The sequence below is a fragment of the Limnothrix redekei LRLZ20PSL1 genome (assembly GCF_043235035.1).
Classification (GTDB): domain Bacteria; phylum Cyanobacteriota; class Cyanobacteriia; order CACIAM-69d; family CACIAM-69d; genus CACIAM-69d.
Genome location: NZ_JAZAQF010000074.1, coordinates 63,854 through 81,589, shown reverse-complemented (window position 1 = coordinate 81,589; position 17,736 = coordinate 63,854). Strand labels below are relative to the sequence as shown.

At 53.1% G+C, this 17,736-nt stretch carries 16 protein-coding genes; 6 read left to right on the top strand and 10 right to left on the bottom strand.

All coding sequences use genetic code 11. The annotated features are described in order from the left end of the window. The 7 genes from VPK24_RS12585 to VPK24_RS12555 all read right to left on the bottom strand — a co-directional run. Positions 1–163, bottom strand: a 163-nt coding sequence (locus VPK24_RS12585) for a helix-turn-helix domain-containing protein (protein WP_393013831.1), incomplete at its 3' end; no start/stop codon positions are given. 170 nt (positions 164–333) lie between these two features. Continuing rightward, positions 334–654, bottom strand: a complete 321-nt coding sequence (locus VPK24_RS12580; protein WP_393013825.1) for a KGK domain-containing protein — start codon at positions 652–654, stop codon at positions 334–336. A 39-nt stretch (positions 655–693) separates the two neighbouring features. Beyond that, positions 694–1,020, bottom strand: coding sequence for a KGK domain-containing protein (locus VPK24_RS12575; RefSeq protein ID WP_393013823.1), 327 nt, complete (start codon positions 1,018–1,020; stop codon positions 694–696). 101 nt (positions 1,021–1,121) lie between these two features. Continuing rightward, positions 1,122–3,515: a dynamin family protein gene (locus VPK24_RS12570; RefSeq protein ID WP_393013821.1), complete on the bottom strand. Its 2,394-nt coding sequence runs from the start codon at positions 3,513–3,515 to the stop codon at positions 1,122–1,124. 274 nt (positions 3,516–3,789) lie between these two features. Continuing rightward, positions 3,790–4,209, bottom strand: a complete 420-nt coding sequence (locus VPK24_RS12565) for a hypothetical protein (RefSeq protein ID WP_393013819.1) — start codon at positions 4,207–4,209, stop codon at positions 3,790–3,792. A 231-nt stretch (positions 4,210–4,440) separates the two neighbouring features. Next, positions 4,441–5,403 (bottom strand): glycosyltransferase family 2 protein, encoded by a 963-nt coding sequence (locus tag VPK24_RS12560; RefSeq protein ID WP_393013817.1) that lies wholly within the window; start codon positions 5,401–5,403, stop codon positions 4,441–4,443. Between the two features lie 121 nt (positions 5,404–5,524). Continuing rightward, complete coding sequence (locus VPK24_RS12555) at positions 5,525–7,201, bottom strand: S8 family serine peptidase (protein WP_393013815.1); 1,677 nt, start codon at positions 7,199–7,201, stop codon at positions 5,525–5,527. A 259-nt stretch (positions 7,202–7,460) separates the two neighbouring features. Between VPK24_RS12555 and rpe the strand changes: the two genes are divergently transcribed. Then, entirely contained in the window at positions 7,461–8,159 is a 699-nt protein-coding gene (gene rpe, locus VPK24_RS12550; RefSeq protein ID WP_099533719.1) for a ribulose-phosphate 3-epimerase, read from the top strand. A gap of 299 nt (positions 8,160–8,458) precedes the next feature. On the opposite strand, the gene VPK24_RS12545 is transcribed toward rpe, so the two are convergent. Both VPK24_RS12545 and VPK24_RS12540 read right to left on the bottom strand, forming a co-directional pair. Beyond that, on the bottom strand, positions 8,459–9,106 hold the full coding sequence (locus tag VPK24_RS12545) for a response regulator transcription factor (protein ID WP_099533721.1): 648 nt from the start codon (positions 9,104–9,106) through the stop codon (positions 8,459–8,461). Positions 9,107–9,574: 468 nt separating this feature from the next. After that, entirely contained in the window at positions 9,575–10,093 is a 519-nt protein-coding gene (locus VPK24_RS12540) for a (2Fe-2S) ferredoxin domain-containing protein (protein WP_393013812.1), read from the bottom strand. A gap of 307 nt (positions 10,094–10,400) precedes the next feature. Here VPK24_RS12540 and groES point away from each other — a divergent pair, with 307 nt between their 5' ends. Further along, positions 10,401–10,712, top strand: a complete 312-nt coding sequence (gene groES, locus VPK24_RS12535) for a co-chaperone GroES (RefSeq protein ID WP_099533722.1) — start codon at positions 10,401–10,403, stop codon at positions 10,710–10,712. Between the two features lie 172 nt (positions 10,713–10,884). Beyond that, a complete protein-coding gene (gene groL / locus VPK24_RS12530) occupies positions 10,885–12,525 on the top strand; it encodes a chaperonin GroEL (protein ID WP_393013810.1) in 1,641 nt (546 codons plus the stop codon). 750 nt (positions 12,526–13,275) lie between these two features. On the opposite strand, the gene VPK24_RS12525 is transcribed toward groL, so the two are convergent. Continuing rightward, positions 13,276–14,100 (bottom strand): acyl-CoA desaturase, encoded by an 825-nt coding sequence (locus VPK24_RS12525; protein WP_393013808.1) that lies wholly within the window; start codon positions 14,098–14,100, stop codon positions 13,276–13,278. 494 nt (positions 14,101–14,594) lie between these two features. Here VPK24_RS12525 and VPK24_RS12520 point away from each other — a divergent pair, with 494 nt between their 5' ends. The 3 genes from VPK24_RS12520 (at position 14,595) to VPK24_RS12510 (ending at position 17,474) form a co-directional block, all read left to right on the top strand. Then, a complete protein-coding gene (locus VPK24_RS12520) occupies positions 14,595–15,842 on the top strand; it encodes a methionine gamma-lyase family protein (RefSeq protein ID WP_393013829.1) in 1,248 nt (415 codons plus the stop codon). Positions 15,843–16,175: 333 nt separating this feature from the next. After that, positions 16,176–16,607, top strand: a complete 432-nt coding sequence (locus VPK24_RS12515; RefSeq protein ID WP_393013806.1) for a Fur family transcriptional regulator — start codon at positions 16,176–16,178, stop codon at positions 16,605–16,607. Between the two features lie 36 nt (positions 16,608–16,643). Next, on the top strand, positions 16,644–17,474 hold the full coding sequence (locus VPK24_RS12510) for an MOSC domain-containing protein (RefSeq protein WP_393013804.1): 831 nt from the start codon (positions 16,644–16,646) through the stop codon (positions 17,472–17,474). Positions 17,475–17,736: the final 262 nt, after the last annotated feature.

The following is a 17,736-nucleotide window of genomic DNA, read 5'->3' as shown; positions in this document are numbered from 1 at the left end:
ACTTTTTAGGTGATAAGCTTCCAGTGGAGCGATATAGGTTTAGAAGCCGTCTGACTGTCTCTGGGCTAATCGAAAATTGTTTTGCTACTTTCCGAATCGAAGTGTCTCCCTTCTCGTAAGCTTCTACAATTTTTCGGCGCAAGTCCAGCGAATAAAGACTCATGAGTTTTCCTGACGATAACTTCACTACACTGATAATTATATCGTGCCATTTGTTATAGGCAAAGGCTGTATCTCATTTCGCATGAGATCACTTCGTGTGGTTTGAGAGATGTAAATTCTTGGGGCATGGTTTGAACAAGACCTGACTAAGGATAAGACTCCGGATCAACTTTATCCATCAGCCAATCTACGAATTTCATCTAGAGGCTGATCAGGATTGCCAGTCAAGGACTCTACTTCGTCTGGTTCATCTGGCTCAAAAAGCAATGTTAGCCGCAGTCGTCCAGATTTCCATTTTGGTGCGCCTAGTCTTAAGACTTGGCATTTCAGTCCTTCTTCTGAGAACAAAATTCTAAGATCCCCGCCAAGACGATCATTGATAATTTTTTGAATTTCTGAGACCTGGCTAGTGGGACGATTATTGATATAGTAGCCATACTCCATCGTGACCACTTCGTTGGGCAAAAGTTCTTGCATTTTAGAAAAATCCATGATGAATAACCTCTTGAAGATTACAGTTCTATTTCTACCCTATTCCCCAGCCAGCTTACGTAGCTCATCCAACGTCGAGTTGGATCCTTCGGGGTTAGTAATCTCTTCTTCTTGATCTGGATCAAGCTCAATTTCCAGAAAGAAACGCACCTTCCCTGACAGCCATCGTTTTTGACCAGGACGCAAAACCCTACAGGGAAAACCATCCGAAAAAGCAGCCTTTTCTAAGTCCTCATCATAGGTTTCTTCCAAGTTGGCAGTCATATCCGTAGCCAAGCAAGTCGAAATTTCCACAAAGGGCAAGTTGCCATCATCCGATCGAATGACATCCTCGGCATCAAGACGATAAACAATTGGCTTAGTCATCAGTCAAAACCTCAGAAATCATGCAGTTCTTTTTACTTTAAAACACCCAATCACCACTGCCAGACAAGGGGCTTAAGCCCCTTGCCCCGAGAGCTTTGGGGCTAGGTGACCAGTTCAACGATCGGGAGTTGGTAGCGATCGCACCCCATAGATTGCAAGCAAGAATCGATCGCCTCAACCGATTGGTTGTAAATCATAATTTGTTCTTGCAAGGTAGCTTTTTGCTCAGCCAGTTGTTCTAGTTGCTCCTGGGCTTCCTTTTCGATCGTTTTTTCTAGGTGGTTACGGGCGATCGTGTATTGCTGCAAAATCACCTCTTCGTATTCCACCGCCACGGGCAACAGTTGCGACTTCAGAGTCTGGCTCACCGCTTGGCGAAAGGTGCTCGTCACGGTGCGCTTGACCTTGGGTGCAAAGTCGAGTTCTAACAATTGACGAATGGCGGGTTCTGCTTCCACCATCGGCAAAAAGTCATAGCCCACAGAAGTTTGGCGTAACACTTCCCGAAACTGATAGAGCGAAACCGAGCCTTCTTGATAGAAATCGGGACTTTCGCGCACATAGCGATCGCACTCAGTGCTCGCCTCGCTACGAAGGGCTAATTGCACGGATTGTTCGATCGCCTTCAATCGATCTTCTAGCCCCGCATCACTTCCCACCAATCGGCATAATTCCCGATAATAATCTTGATGGCGAATTCGATCCATCAACAATGAAAAGAGCCGCCGAATTACTCGCTCAATTTCCGCAGTTAGCACTTCTTCGAGTTCATTGGCTAAGTAATAGAATGCCTCAACCAGAATTGCCAGCAAAGGAGCAGTGGAATTGCGCGGATGAGCCAACGTGGCCCGCTGATAGGCTTGCTTGACAGAAAATCCGCTCAACAGCTCACCCATCCGGCCCTGCATTCGCACTTGCAAATTGCGAAAGTCGTCTTCAAAGCTGACACATTGATTGGTGACAATCTCGTTAACTTTGCGCTTTAAATGATCTGCAAAGTTTTCAGCTAAGCGCTTCAGATCGGTGTTGAGTCGATCGAGCCGATTGCTTTTAATACCTTCAAGTTCCGTGGGCTGGCTATCGAGTTCTCGGTAGCGATCGCTATACAACCGACGCAGGGCCACGCAAAGGGGCTGTAAATCATTGGCCAAAGTCGAGAAGAGTTGCGGCCGCTTTTCCTCCGTTAAATAGCGCGTGATGCCCTCTCGAAACACTTCAATGCCACTGTCATGAATCAGTTGATCCACCAGGGGTGAACCATATTCGCTCAAAATCCGAACGTAATTTTCGTTTTGGCTTTCGTAGTTATTGACCGAAATCCGAAAACGATTGGCCGGTAATTTGCCAGAACTGGAGCAATAGCGATTGAATTCATAGACAAACTGCGGTGTTTCTTCGGCAATTTCTGCACTTTTAATGCTGCTAGCAAAAATACTATCGAGACCGAAGCGATCGCCCGGACTGGTTTCTCGAAGCTGGCTGCCATAGAACCCCAGCAGCCCACTGGTTTTATAGAGCCGCTGCCCATCTCGAAACTGACTGGAAATCAGAGACTCTAGGCGTTGACGCAGTTGAACGTTATACCAAGTTTCGTCAATGCGATTGAAAACGAAAAAGACCCGATCGCGAATGCCCGAATTGCTGCGCATTGCCTCTAGGAGTTCGGTTTCCTCTTTCGTCATGTCACCCGCTGCGGCTGGCTTCAGCACTGCAACCACAGCCGATGTATCTTCATTGCTAATTTTGCTGTAGGTGAGGGCGGCATCCTTTTTGATCGGTGCATCAATTCCCGGCAAATCAACCAGGACGTTACCATCTTCCAACAACGGATGACAGCAGTAATATTCCACCCGCTTGAGCACAGCGCTATTGCTGCCCCGACGAGCGTAGGCTGCTGCATCTTTGAGGTTGGTGAAATTAAATTGCTCCATTGAGTAGGTGGTGTTACTGGTGGGATGAATGCGATCGCGATTAGCCCACCAGCCTTCAATGAGCAATTTCAGGGCCTTTGCTTGTTTGGCCCGTTCAGATTTGGACTCGCCGCCTTCTTTTTCAATCATCTTTTCGCAGGCAGTGAGAATCGTTGAAACGGTCTCTTCTCGGCTCAAATCAATTGCCGAAGAAACTCCCAGACGCTCCAACAAGACCTGCACTTCTTCATGAACTTCAGCCGCACTAGCAAAGGTCAATACAACCCGTTCCCGATCGCTTGGTGCATAGGCGATATAACATTCAATTCCGGTGGCATGGCCTTCAGCACTGTAGAGCAATTCCCGACCCAACAGGGCATTAATTAGCATTGATTTGCCAGCGCTGAAAGCCCCCACAAAAGCCACTTCAAAGGTCGGGGCGATCGCCTTACGCAGAGACGTATGAACTGACGTAATATCTTGATTTTGGAGTGTGGACTCTTGCTCAACCAGATGCACAATGGCTTCAACGGATTCCTGGAGATTCTGACAAGCTGCGATCTGATTGCTATCCAGTTGAGTCATGAGATTTCCAACCAATTGAGATCGGTTTAAAGATTCAGAGAATACTGGCGAGAACAAAGGCTGCTGTTTGAGTGAGCCTTTGTTCTTACAAGTGGCTGAGATTAGGATAGCGCAAAACAATATCTATCCCATTTATAGGATCGCACAATACGGCTTTTATGAACCTTAATTAACATCCCAAACTTTAAGTGGCTGCATCAGGTTGAGAGGTACGAAAAATCATCAAGTTGGCAGAAGTTGGGCTACCGGTTTTTGCAGATCAACCCAATTGATCTCAGCCAGAATCCGGCCGATCGCCCGATCGCCCGCGGCCCGGCCCGATCGCCCAGGAGCGTCGCCGCCACACGGACACCATCAGCCCCACACAAATCAGGCAATAGGTGCTTGTCCAGGCACTTTGCAGCAACAAAAAACTGAGGCTGGGGTTGGCGAGCTGCTCACTCACCGTGCTGCCCACGGCCAAACCGATCGCCCAGCCGATCGCCAACTGCACCGATCGCTTGGCCGCCACAAATTCCCGCTCATCCAAACCCGATCGCCGCAGGGCCAGCAAGGCCGGCAACCAGCCCACCATCGGCGCGTAGTACAGATACAGCCGCAGCCGGGAGCCGATCGGGTCGAGATCCCGATCGCGCACCCCCAGCTCGGTGTTATCAAGTTCTTGTAACAGCAAGTCAACGTTGCGCTTATCCATAGACCGAGGTTCAGGATGCTCTCAAGGATGGGCAAAAGATTGGCGGTTATTGTGGCGAGAAATTTGTCAGGCGACGTAGATCAATGATGTCGGGCAGTCTGGAGTTTCCATGTGTGGAATTTTTGAATTGAGACAACAACGACAGACTCTGGCAGCCTATTGCCAGTGATGAACTGTTGGTGTTGGGCGATGGTATTGGGCGATGGTATTGGACGATTTAATGATCAAGTTTTAGCGCCTGAGTGATAGCAATTTGGCATAGAGTAACTTGATATACTGCTTGATAGTTGTGTAAAAACCATCAAAGAATAAATTCCAAAAATATCCGTATTCTGGAAATCGTTTAGTCAGCAATAAATCTGCGGAAAAATGAAAGCGATGGCTGATTTTTTTGACTTGGGTTTCAGAATTAGTATTACTAAGGATATATCGAACTTGCTCTGGCCCTTGAATGCTATAGCCAATCCACCTAAGATTTGGGTCAAAATGAGACGCTTGGACGAACAGCCCTAGCGCTCGATCAAGACTCCAAGAGGGTAGCCAATATAGATTTCCATATATTTTCATGACACGAGACCAATCACCCAGTGGGAGCTTCAAAAGGTCTGTTTTCCAAACTCTATTGTTGAAATTTTCTATATGTCGCCCGTGATGATCTCGACGCTGTTCAAAGGGAGAAATGGCTAGAATCCAGTTAATTGGATTTTGGAGAGGGGCAATCGGAATTGGCCGCAAGGAGTGAATTTTTGAGTTCAGTTCAGATGATTGGCGGTTGGAAATATGAGCGATCATTTCCAAATTTGGAATCGGAAGCCAGGGTGCTTCGATTTCCAAGGTGTGTTGGCGTGGAATATTTTGAATCGATAACCGTAATACCCAGTCATCAGGAAATAGTTGAGAAAACTGCTTAACTAAAGAACAGATATCTGGATGAATAAAATCATCATCATCTAGAGCAATGGTGTAATTTCCGGTTGCATTCAAAAGCCCTGTGAACCGCTGTAAAACTTCTCCTCGAAATGGACTGATTAAGGCGCGAACACGCAGGTCATCGGTTGGGCGGGGCTGCACCCCTGGTGGGTAAACCATCACAAATTCGACCGGCCCTTGCACAGTCAAGAGACGAGTCAGCCAGTCCTGACTAAATTTACCCGTTGTAGCCGTAACGATGGATAAAAAAGGGCGATCGTTCATGACGCAGGGTAGCGATTTGTGAATTGAAGCCGCGAATTAGGTGATTGAGCAATTCAGCAGCAGGCGTGACCAGATCAGACCGGAATGCTGCTGAATGTCACTTGAGCTGGGGACGATCGCGCTATTTAGCTCCCTTTGTCCACCAAGCGAGGGCGTACTCATCACTTTGGCCCACAGCCGCCTCCTTGAGGGCCACTCGCACCCGGTAGCGGCCGGTTTTGGGCACTTCGCAGAACACATGCTCCACGCTGTCCGCAGAACTGATCGATCGACAGGGGTTGGTGGTGGTGGCCACGGTTTCCCCTTCCGGAATCAGGTACAGATCAAAATCGCTCAGACCTTTGTTCACAAAACCTTCGCCCCGATCAAACCGGCCATTACTATTGCGATCGAGCAAGTCCACATGGCGGCTCCAAGTGAGGGTCAAGGCCGCAAAGCTGCCGCCCTGGAGCGGTTGGGCGATCGGGTAGTCGTGAACGGCGGGTTGGTCATCCTTCAGGGCCAAGGATTGGAACGCCCAGCCCACCAAGGGCACAGCCTCGTCCGGCTGCCATTGTCCCGGCGCAAACTGTTGATAGGCCCGGTAGGCATTCAGTTGACCCGCACCGATTTGTTCATCCAGCGGAATCGTCGGATCGCTGAGGGCATCGGAATCGAGCCAGGTTTTCTCGTCTTCGCGCCACACATCCCGCGTCATCCCGAGGCGGTTGCCATCTCCCGCGTCCTTGGCCTTGTCTGCGGAGTTCATCAACACGGCTTTCATCACCTGGTGGCGACGGGCATCCTTGCTCCAACGGGCTTGGTTTCCGGCAATCTGCCGCTCGGCCCACTCCTGAAGCAGGGCCACGGTGGCGGTGACATGGGGTGTAGCAAAACTCGTGCCACTGGCATAGATCACCTGGCCACCCAGTTCATACAACCCCACATCGGCCCCCGGAGCCACCAGCCCGATCGACCGCCGCAACCCCGCATTGCTTTCGAAGCCCACCAAATGCCGGCCGACCCCCGTCACCACATTCCCCAGGTTGGCAAAATCCAACTTGGAAAACTGCCCCCGGAACCGACGGGTAAAGGCCACGTTAATACCGTTAAAGGTGTCCGTGGGAATTGAAATGCCCCCGTCGCCCTGATTGCCCGCAATGAGATACAGCACCTCATGGGCCCGCGCCGACCAATCCACGCAAAGGGTGAGCAGGGAATTGCCATCCAACATGGCGTTCAGTCGCTGATCCTGGCTGAGCGGTTCGCCAAAGCTAAAGTTAATGGCTCGCACGTCTCCATGGTTTTGCAGGGCCACGGACTGGCTGGCTAAACATTCCCCAATTTGGCCATTGCCTTCGGATGGGCCCGTGGCCGCGGAATAGAGCATGGCCCCGGGAGCCACGCCCCGAGCCAATTTCCCCGATCGCCCAATCATCACCCCCGCCACACTGTGGGCATGGCCATCCACATATTCATCGGGCCCTGGCCGCTCTTCCAAAACCAACAGGCCCGCAGGTCGGAAATCATCCGCATTCCCCACCGCTTTGTCATAGCCAAAACGACCGGGCCGACCAATTTCCACTTGGCCAATGCCAATTTTGCGGCCGGTAATGTTGTAGGGCGCTTGATGCAGTCGATCGGAATCAATGCCATCGGGCCCTGTGGACAGCGGCAACAGCACGGCGGGCAGAGTGGCGCTGGCGGTCGTGGCGATCGAGCAGCCGATCGCCCCTAACAACACCAAGCGCCCACTCCGAATCAGGGCTTGGTCAAGGCGATCGAATCGGAGGGAAAACAAATGGCGCGATCGACCCATAACTCCTCACTGAATAGCTATTGAAAGCTGACCGAATTGCTCGCTCAATTAGGGCGATGGACAGATTTTGGGCGAATCTTGGGCGAACAGATCCTGATCCTGTCTTGATTGTGGATAAATCGTGGATGCTGTTTGGGTTGTAGCGCGATCACTCGTCAAGAAACCCTGAAAAACCTGCAAGTTTTAACAAATATTGTTCATATTCTGTTAAAACAAATACAATTTCTACCCTTGCCCGCCCCCAGAGGACGCACCCACCATGAGCCAAAAGCCCATCGTCGTCGCCCCTTCCATTCTATCCGCCGATTTCAGCCGCCTGGGTGAAGAAATTCGGGCCGTAGATGCTGCCGGTGCTGATTGGATCCACGTTGATGTCATGGATGGTCGCTTCGTGCCGAACATCACGATCGGCCCGCTGATCGTTGAAGCCGTGCGTCCTCACACCCAAAAGCCTCTCGATGTTCACCTAATGATCGTCGAGCCGGAAAAATATGTGGATGCGTTCGCCAAGGCCGGCGCTGACCACATCACGGTTCACGCAGAGCACAACGCCTCGCCCCACCTGCATCGCACCCTCGCCCAAATCAAGGAAGCCGGTGCCAAGGCTGGTGTGGTGTTGAATCCTTCAACCCCGCTGGAATTGATTGAGTACACGCTGGAACTGTGCGACCTGGTGTTGATCATGAGCGTCAACCCCGGTTTTGGCGGCCAGAAGTTCATCCCCGGTGTGTTGCCGAAGATTCGCAAGCTGCGTCAAATGTGCGATGAGCGCGGTCTCGATCCTTGGATTGAGGTGGATGGCGGCCTGAAGGTGGACAACACCTGGCAAGTGCTCGAAGCGGGTGCGAACGCGATTGTGGCCGGTTCGGCGGTGTTCAACGCGCCGGATTATGCCACCGCGATCGAAGGAATTCGCAACAGCAAAAACCCCGCCACTCGCGAGCTGGCTGCGGTCTAGGATTTTTCGGGTGGCCAATGGGCTGGCGATTTTCGATCATTGCAGATTGACCGCCCGCCCAAAACCATCAATCAAGATTGCTGTAGCTTGACCATCACTCACCACTCAATCAATATCAATTCGATGAGCGATCTTAGCCAATTCAGGCGATCGCTCATCTTTTTATTGAGTTTCTGTTTGAGTTTTTGTTTGAATTTTTGCTTTTGAGTTGTTTGCTTAAGCTGTTCACTTATTTTTTGCTTAAGCATTTTGTCTATCGCTGATCTATTTTTTGCTTAGTTTCTTCCTTAAGTTTTTAGTTACAACGCCATTCGAGTTTCGATCGCCCAGCGTGCCAGTTCTGTGCGATTGCTAAGTCCCGTTTTGCCTAACATATTGCTAACGTGACTTTCGATCGTGCGCTGGCTGACACTCATCAATTCAGCAATTTCCCGATTCGCCATGCCCCGCGCCACCAACTGCACCACCCGCGACTCCGTGGGGGTCAGTTCCACGTCTTTTGGCACTTTGAATTTGGGCGATCGATCTCCCTTCGCTTGGTAACGAATTAACCGAGAAGCCTGTTTCAAAGAAGACTCGACTTGGGCCACCAATTCTTCCGGCTCAAAGGGCTTGGTCATGTAGATATCGGCCCCCGTAGTCAGCCCCTTAATTCGATCCTGGCTTTGGCCCTTTGCTGACAGCAACAGCACCGGAATCCAGTTTGTTCGTGGGTCTTGACGCACGGATTTCACCAGGCTGTAGCCATCCATTTCCGGCATCATCACATCACAGATGATCATATCTGGCAAATCTTGCTCAAGCTGTTCCAGGGCCTCGCGACCGTTACTAGCCGGAATCACCACATATCCGTGAAATTCCAAATAATCTTTGACGAGCAAAATCAGATTTGGATCGTCATCGATGAGTAAGATTCGTTTTTGAATACCAAGATTGCTTCTTCTCATAGGAAGCGAAAAGATCTTTAGGAAGAGCGGAAGCTAGCACGATCGAGTGCGATCGCCTACCTTTTTAATCACTCAGGTTAATTTCAGTCCCGTTGAATGAGCTGCTCAAGGAGCTGCATAGCTCAAGGAACTGCATAGCCTACGGTTCGGGAATTTAAGGGGGAAATTAAATTCACCGCAATTGTTCACGACCACTTCGCCGCCACTTCACCGGAACTTTGTCGCAATACGCCGCAGTAATGTGCCGCAATCATACGACTAGGCTGAACTCAGGTTCGTGGTCGCTGGGCCACGGGCAGGAAATCCGAAAAACCAACCACGGCTGGGCAAGTTAACCAGCTACGGACAGGATTGATGGGTATTTTTTAACCTGACTCCTAGTTTAGGGCAATGCTGGTGTTGAGTGCTACCAGTAATTTCGCTAGGCAGTCCTGATTCCCGAGTGCAACGGCTGCCCAGTTCCGCCGCTCAGGGAGCCATTTGGGGCAAAGATCGCTCAAAGAAAGCCAAGGACTGTACAACACGTCCACCCATGAGATGTTCCTGAATGATCTGCTCAATCGCTGCTGGGGTGGCGCGTCGATACCACACACCTTCGGGATAAACCAGCAGGATCGGCCCTTCCGTGCAAACCCGCAAACAGTTCGCTTTTGTCCGAAAAACCACGGAGGACGGGGAAAATTCTGAACCGGAGGGGTTGCCTGGGCCGGTTCCGTCAAGACCCAATTCTCGCAATCGCCGCTTCAGATAGTCCCAGGATTCCAAACTGGCATCCTTGGGGCAGCAAAGGGGTTTGGTTTGGTCGGCACAAATGAAAACGTGGCGTTCGATGCGATCGATTCCCAATGTCCGCACCACAGGCAGGAGCGATCGCGCCTCCTCGGTTGGGGAATTGGTTTGGGTATCGACGGGGCAAGGAGTTGAGGCATCGAAATCGGGTCGATCGGCCTCTGGGTTCGGAAGGGAAGAATGCAATGGGGCTGCCATGGGGCGATGCAGTAGGGCTGAGGGTGGTTGGCGAGGCGTGCCGGGCGGGGCGATCGGGATCTTTCCAAGTTACGCCCTGGTTGCCAGTTCGGGAACCCGTACAGAGGGGTCTGTTGTCAGGCCCCATGGTCTCCAGTAAATTAGCACTCGGATGGAGAGAGTGCTAAAAGTCGTTGGTCAGGCTGCGACAGACACCCTGTCAGCACCGCGCAGTCAGCACTGCACAACAACGGGTTTTCAGCCTTTCGCCTATCCGCTTCACCATTGGTCTAGCTTTTCACTTCAAACCTCTGGAGACAGATTCTGTATGGCAGCCGTATCGTTGAGCGTATCGACCGTGACTCCTTTGGGCGATCGCGTATTGGTCAAAGTCGCCGCCGCTGAAGAAAAGACCGCTGGCGGTATTCTCCTGCCCGATAACGCCAAAGAAAAGCCCCAAGTTGGCGAAGTCGTCGCTGTGGGCCCTGGCAAGCGCAACGATGATGGTAGCCGCCAAGCTCCCGAAGTCAGCACTGGTAACAAAGTTCTCTACTCCAAGTACGCTGGCACGGACATCAAGCTGGGCGGCGAAGATTACGTCCTGCTCTCTGAAAAAGACATCCTGGCGGTTGTTGGCTAATTGAGCCACGGCCCGAGCCGTCCCGATCGACCGCTGCTCTTTAAGGGCTGCTCTTCAAGGGTTGACGGTTCCTCGGCTCGATCGCCCGGTTAAATCAATGACCCAACCGGGTTAACCAGCCCAATCCTGGGTTGCGCAAAACTCCTCATCATTAATCTCCAACAGGCAGATCATGGCTAAGAAGATTATCTACAACGAAAACGCCCGTCGTGCCCTTGAGCGCGGTATGGACATCCTGGCGGAAGCCGTGGCCGTCACCTTGGGTCCCAAGGGCCGCAACGTCGTGCTCGAAAAGAAATTTGGCGCACCCCAAATCATCAACGATGGTGTGACGATCGCCAAAGAAATTGAACTGGAAGATCACGTGGAAAACACCGGCGTGGCCCTGATTCGCCAAGCCGCTTCCAAAACCAACGACGCAGCGGGCGACGGAACCACCACCGCCACCGTCCTGGCCCACGCGATCGTCAAAGAAGGTCTGCGCAACGTGGCCGCTGGTGCCAACGCCATCACCCTGAAGCGCGGTACTGAAAAGGCCGTCGCTTACCTGGTGGATCAAATCAAGGCCCACGCTCGCCAAGTCCCCGAAAACGACTCCAAAGCCATCTCGCAAGTGGCAGCCATCTCCGCCGGCAACGACGAAGAAGTTGGCCAAATGATCGCTGATGCCATGAGCAAAGTTGGCAAAGAAGGCGTGATCTCCCTGGAAGAAGGCAAGTCGATGACGACTGAGCTGGAAGTTACCGAAGGGATGCGCTTCGACAAGGGTTATATCTCGCCCTACTTCGCCACCGACACCGAGCGGATGGAAGCAGTGTTGGATAACCCCTTCATCCTGCTGACCGACAAGAAAATCACCCTGGTGCAAGACCTGGTGCCGATCCTGGAGCAAGCCGCTCGCGCTGGCAAGCCCCTGCTGATCATCGCTGAAGACATCGAGAAGGAAGCCCTGGCCACCTTGGTGGTGAACCGTCTGCGCGGTGTGCTGAACGTGGCCGCTGTGAAGGCTCCTGGCTTCGGCGATCGCCGCAAGGCCATGCTGGAAGACATCGCCATCCTCACCGGTGGTCAACTGATCACCGAAGATGCTGGCTTGAAGATCGACAGCACCAAGCTGGAGCAACTGGGTCAAGCCCGCCGGATCACGATCACCAAGGACACCACCACGATCGTGGCCGATGGCAACGAAGCCGAAGTCAAGGCCCGTTGCGAGCAAATCCGCCGTCAGATGGACGAAACCGAGTCCTCCTACGACAAGGAAAAGCTGCAAGAGCGTCTGGCCAAGCTGGCTGGCGGTGTGGCAGTGGTGAAGGTTGGCGCGGCCACCGAAACCGAAATGAAGGATCGCAAGCTGCGTCTGGAAGATGCGATCAACGCCACCAAGGCGGCCGTTGAAGAAGGCATCGTGCCCGGTGGTGGTACGACCCTGGCACACTTGGCTCCTAGCCTGACCGATTGGGCAAACGCCAACCTGAAGGACGAAGAGCTGACCGGCGCACTGATCGTGGCTCGTGCCCTGACGGCTCCCCTGAAGCGGATTGCTGAAAACGCCGGTCAAAACGGCGCGGTGATCGCTGAGCGCGTGATGGAAAAAGACTTCAACGTGGGCTACAACGCTTCGAGCGGCGAATACGTAGACATGTTTGAAGCTGGGATCGTTGACCCCGCCAAGGTGACCCGCTCGGCCCTGCAAAACGCTGCCTCGATCGCGGCGATGGTGCTGACCACCGAGTGCATTGTGGTTGACAAGCCCGAACCGAAGGAAGCTGCTGGTGCTGGCGCTGGCATGGGCGGCGGCGACTTCGACTACTAAGTCTCGCCCACAATCCTTGTCCCGGGCATGGTTCAGGGAATCGTTACCCAACTTGTAAGGGTAACGATCCCTCCATCGCCCAGGCAAACTCAAAAGTAAATCGGTTGGGAGCTATGCCACAGGCAGTTAGTTTCCAGCCGATTTTGCATGAACGGTGATTCCGAATGGGTTGGCTTCGCTGGATCTTTTGCACAAATCCGCAAGAAACCCTCATGCCCCAGCCCCTTCTTTTCAATTGGGCAGTGGGAAACCAGCGCTATTGATCTTCGGCGCTATTGATCTCCGGCGATCTCATGGCGGCTGGTTGAGTTCCTTTGATGGTGGACCCATGAACAAAACAGCCCATCAACCCAATTCATGGGCAACAAAAAAGCAGCACTCCCATGGGTACTGCTTTAAGACTGAAAGCTTAATCGCGGGTTGAATTCTCAAGAACGGCTCAGAGCATTCATCAGCTCCAAACAACCGAGATATGCAAGATATTCCGGAAATTTGGGAGATTCAGAAACTTTAAGTTGCTCAAGACAGAACTGAGCCAACCCGTCGATCAATTTGCAATTGAATGGTAGGGATTTTCAACCGTACAGCGAAAGAGGGCTAATCAACTGGTTTTAAAGATCGTTGAGTTGAAACGACTAAAGACAATTCTTGAATCAAGCTTTGAAGCTTTTTGGGCCAAGCTGGGATTGAATCAGAATTTTCCTCAAACCGTTGTCAAGCGATCGGGGCTGAACGGCCGCTCACCCCAAGTTACGATTCCGCCTTCACCAACTTGACGTTCTTCGCCAAGCCCAAGAACTGCAACAGTTGGATCGTCATCCAAGTGGCATCAATTTCCCACCAAGCCAAACCATGGCGAGCGGAGTATTGATGGGCATGGTGGTTGTTGTGCCAGCCTTCGCCATAGGTCAGAAGCGCAACCCACCAGCAGTTGGTGGAGCGATCGCCTGAGTCTTCAAAGGTGCGATAGCCAAACTTGTGGGTGGCGCTGTTCACCAGCCAAGTGCAATGCCACAGGGAAACCATCCGCACGCAGATGCCCCAGAGCACAAATGACCATCCACCCATCAGGTACAGGATGACAGCGAGGGGAATTTGCAGCAGCAGGAAGTAACGATCGAGGAATTTATAGAAGGGATCGTCGCCGATATCCTTGGTGAAGCGGGGAATTTCGCTTTCGGCGGGCACTTCGTACATCATCCAACCGATGTGGCTCCAGAGGAAACCCTTAGTCGAATCATGATGATCCGGATCGGTGTCCGAATGCAGGTGGTGGTGGCGGTGCAAGCCAACCCACCAGATGGGGCCACCTTGGCAGGAGAGCGTTCCACAGAACACGAAGAAGTACTCCAACCACTTGGGAACCTCGAAACTGCGGTGGGTGACGAGGCGATGCCACCCAAGGGTAATTCCGAGGCCGCCCGTCACCCAGTGGAGGAAGATCATCAGGCCAACGGCTGCCCAGCTAAAGTTTTGCGGCAGAAATGCCACGACGGCTGCGATGTGCATCGCCGTCATAAAGATAATTACGCCCCAGTCTGGGCGCAAGTTCTGTGCGGACGTTGCGGCAGTCATTCAATTACCTATGTCATCGATGCGCTAAATCAGCGTATCATTTCCTATTTGAATTTCTTCACAATGGACTGAGCATCCAGTTTGACCGAAATTCAGCGGTGGTGTGGGTTGGCGCTGCGAAATTAAGGAATTAGCAGCAGCAGCGGAGGGGCGGCTCGATCGCGATCGGGGGTTTAGGGAATTTTTGGGATCATGAAACCTTTCGATCACGATCACCCCGGGGATCAATGCCAGTTTAAGTCAGGAATCCCTGAAAACATTGGGGATCACGGGCGATCGACCTGCTCAGATTGGTTGTGTTTTGACCTTGATCAGCGCATCTTTGCCCCTCAATTTTGGGTTTTTGGTGATCTTGATCGAGCAATGGAGCGGTATTTTAGAGAGCTTGCCTAATTTTGGCAATTTTTTGGGCGCAATTACAAAAATTCAAGCCATTTGGGGTTAGTTCGGTCATGGGGATTCAGATGGATCAGGCCACTAAGGGCGGTATCACGGTGGATGCGGCGGCGGTGGTGCAGCGAGCGGTGGAGGAGTTAGGGCCCCGATTTGGGCAAATCGATCGCGCGGTGCAGGCCAAACTGAAGCGCGTGCTGGATGCGTTTCGGGCGGAACGGGTGGGAGCCCACCATTTTGCAGGGGTTTCGGGCTATGGCCACGATGATTTGGGTCGGGACACGCTCGATCGCGTCATGGCCCGGGCCCTTCAGGCCGAAGCCGCGATCGTGCGGGTACAAATTGTGTCGGGAACCCACGCGATCGCCTGTGCCCTCTTTGGAGTGCTGCGGCCCGGCGATGAGTTGCTGTCCGTGGCTGGTAAACCCTACGACACCCTGGAAGAGGTGATCGGCAAGCGGGGCAACGGTCAAGGATCCCTGATGGATTTTGGGGTCACCTACCGGGAATTGGACTTGACCCCGGCCGGGACGATCGATTGGGAAGCCCTGGCCCAAGCGATTCGTCCAGAAACAAAGATGGTCACGATCCAGCGATCCTGTGGCTATGATTGGCGACCCAGCCTCTCCGTTGCCGACATTGGTCGGATTGTGGCGATCGTGAAGGCTCAGAACCCAAGCACGATCTGCTTTGTGGACAACTGCTACGGCGAATTTGTGGAAGACAACGAACCCACCGCTGTGGGCGCAGACCTGATGGCCGGCTCCTTGATCAAAAACCCCGGCGGCACGATCGTCACCGCTGGGGGCTATGTGGCCGGTCGGGCTGATCTCGTGGAGCAAGCAGCCTGTCGGTTAACGGCTCCCGGCATTGGTTCTGAGGGAGGGGCGGCCTTCGACCAACACCGACTGCTCTATCAGGGTTTATTCTTGGCTCCCCAAATGGTGGGAGAAGCGCTCAAGTGTAATTATTTGGCAGCGCGGGTGTTTGCCAACCTGGGCTATCCGGTGAATCCGACTCCGGACGCTGCCCAAAGCGACATCATCCAGGCTATTAAGCTGGGCAGTGCCGAAAAGGTAATTGCCTTTTGCCGGGCAGTGCAACAGGCTTCCCCGATCGATTCCTACGTGGATCCCGTGCCGGCCGTGATGCCCGGTTATGAGGATCAAGTGGTGATGGCTGGGGGCACATTCATTGAAGGCAGCACCTCAGAGCTGTCGGCCGATGGGCCCTTGCGCGCACCCTATGTGGCCTATTTCCAAGGGGGAACCCACTGGACCCACGCGGCGATCGCCCTGGAAACGGCCGTGGCGGCGATCGGCCCCGCAGGCAGTGCCCTGGAGTCTTAACCACCAGTAATTTGGCTCAATGGGCGGTTTAATCAGCAGCGCGCTCCACTGAACCGCCCAGACAGTCCATGGGAGCATTCCATTCGCACCAAACCCTTGTTTCCAAGAGGTGCGCTAAAATCAAATCAGTCCGGGTATGAGATAGCCCCCTGATGTGGTAGAAGCTCGCAACAACGCCAGCCCCGATCGCCCATCTCCCAGCGGTTTACACCCCTGACAGCCACCCCCGGCATCCAACGGCCCGCCGCTGTCAAGAGACTGCCCGCGCTCTCGCTCGTCCCTGAACCTGCCCTCAAACCCAGTTGTCTAACCCGTTCTGCTGAGAAGCCGCCCGTGAAACCCATTCGATCGCTTGATGATGCCCTAGAACGCTGCCAAACCCTGGGAATGCGGGTCAGTCGCCAGCGCCGCTTCATCTTGGAACTGCTATGGGACGATCAGGAGCACCTATCCGCACGGGAAATTTATGACCGTCTGAATCGGCGGGGCAAAGACATTGGCCACACCTCGGTTTACCAAAACCTGGAAGCCCTGGCCCGTAACGGAATTGTAGAATGTATCGATCGGGCTGATGGTCGTCTGTACGGCAACATCAGCGACCCCCACAGCCACATCAACTGCCTAGACAGCGGCCGGATTGTCGATGTGCATGTGACCCTACCACCGGAGCTGATTGCCCAAATCGAGGCCCAAACGGGGGTCAAGATCGCTGACTATCGGATCGATTTTTATGGCTACGATCAGCAGTCTGCCCAGGCCGGCTAGTTCCGGTTTCCCCATCGATCACCTCTCTTCTTCTCCATGTCCACCCACCCGAGGCTGGCCCGCATCACCCTATTCCCGATTAAGTCCTTGGATGGTGTCGCGGTCGATCGGGTCGCCCTGACGGCGGCTGGATCCTTGGCAGGCGATCGGGAATTTGCCCTGCTCGATGCCCAAGGCAAGTTCATTAACGGCAAGCGCAACGCCGCCATTCACCAAATTCGATCAACCTTTGACCTAGCCCAACGTCTCGTCACCCTGCGCTTACAAGCAGGCGCTCAACCCGCCGCCACCTTCCATTTAGATCACGATCAGGAAGCATTAGCCACCTGGTTCAGCGACTATTTTCAGCAACCGGTCACCATTGCCCAAAACCACGAGGCCGGCTTTCCCGATGATCCGGTCGCTTGGGGCCCCACCTTAATCAGCACAGGGTCGATCGCAACGGTGGCCAGTTGGTTTCCAGACTTGACCGTCGCGGAACTGCGCGATCGGCTGCGAACCAACCTGGAAATTGACGAGGTGGAGCCTTTTTGGGAAGAACAGCTCTACAGCACCGCTGGCAACGGGATCCCGTTTCAAATTGGCGCAGTGCCATTTTTGGGCACGAATCCCTGTCAACGCTGCATTGTCCCCACCCGAAACAGCCAAACCGGCGAACCCACGGCTCAATTTCAAAAAACCTTCATGGCCCAGCGCCAAATCACCCTGCCACCTTGGGCCGAGCGATCGCGTTTTAATCACTTCTACCGCTTGGCCATCAATACCCAAGTTCCGGCGATCGACCCCAATTCTGCTTCCGCCAACGAAGAATCTAGGATGTTGCAAGTGGGCGATCGGTTAACGCTCGCGTCGGGTTCAATTGATTGATGATTGAGTTAATTAGCCATGACAATTACCTCGCCTGATGAGCACAGTGACAGCGCGTGGTAGAGCGGTTTTAACCTCCATGACATCTGCGACAGAACGCACCAATCACTTAAAAAAAGGCACAGAACCATTCTATGAAGTGTTTTTAAATTCCATTAAAAATATCTCAATCTTTGGGCGCAGTACATGACACTCAACGACGCGGGAAAGACAAGCTGGCCACATTCAGAATGAACTGGTTGTTAGGCGCGTTTTCAAGGAA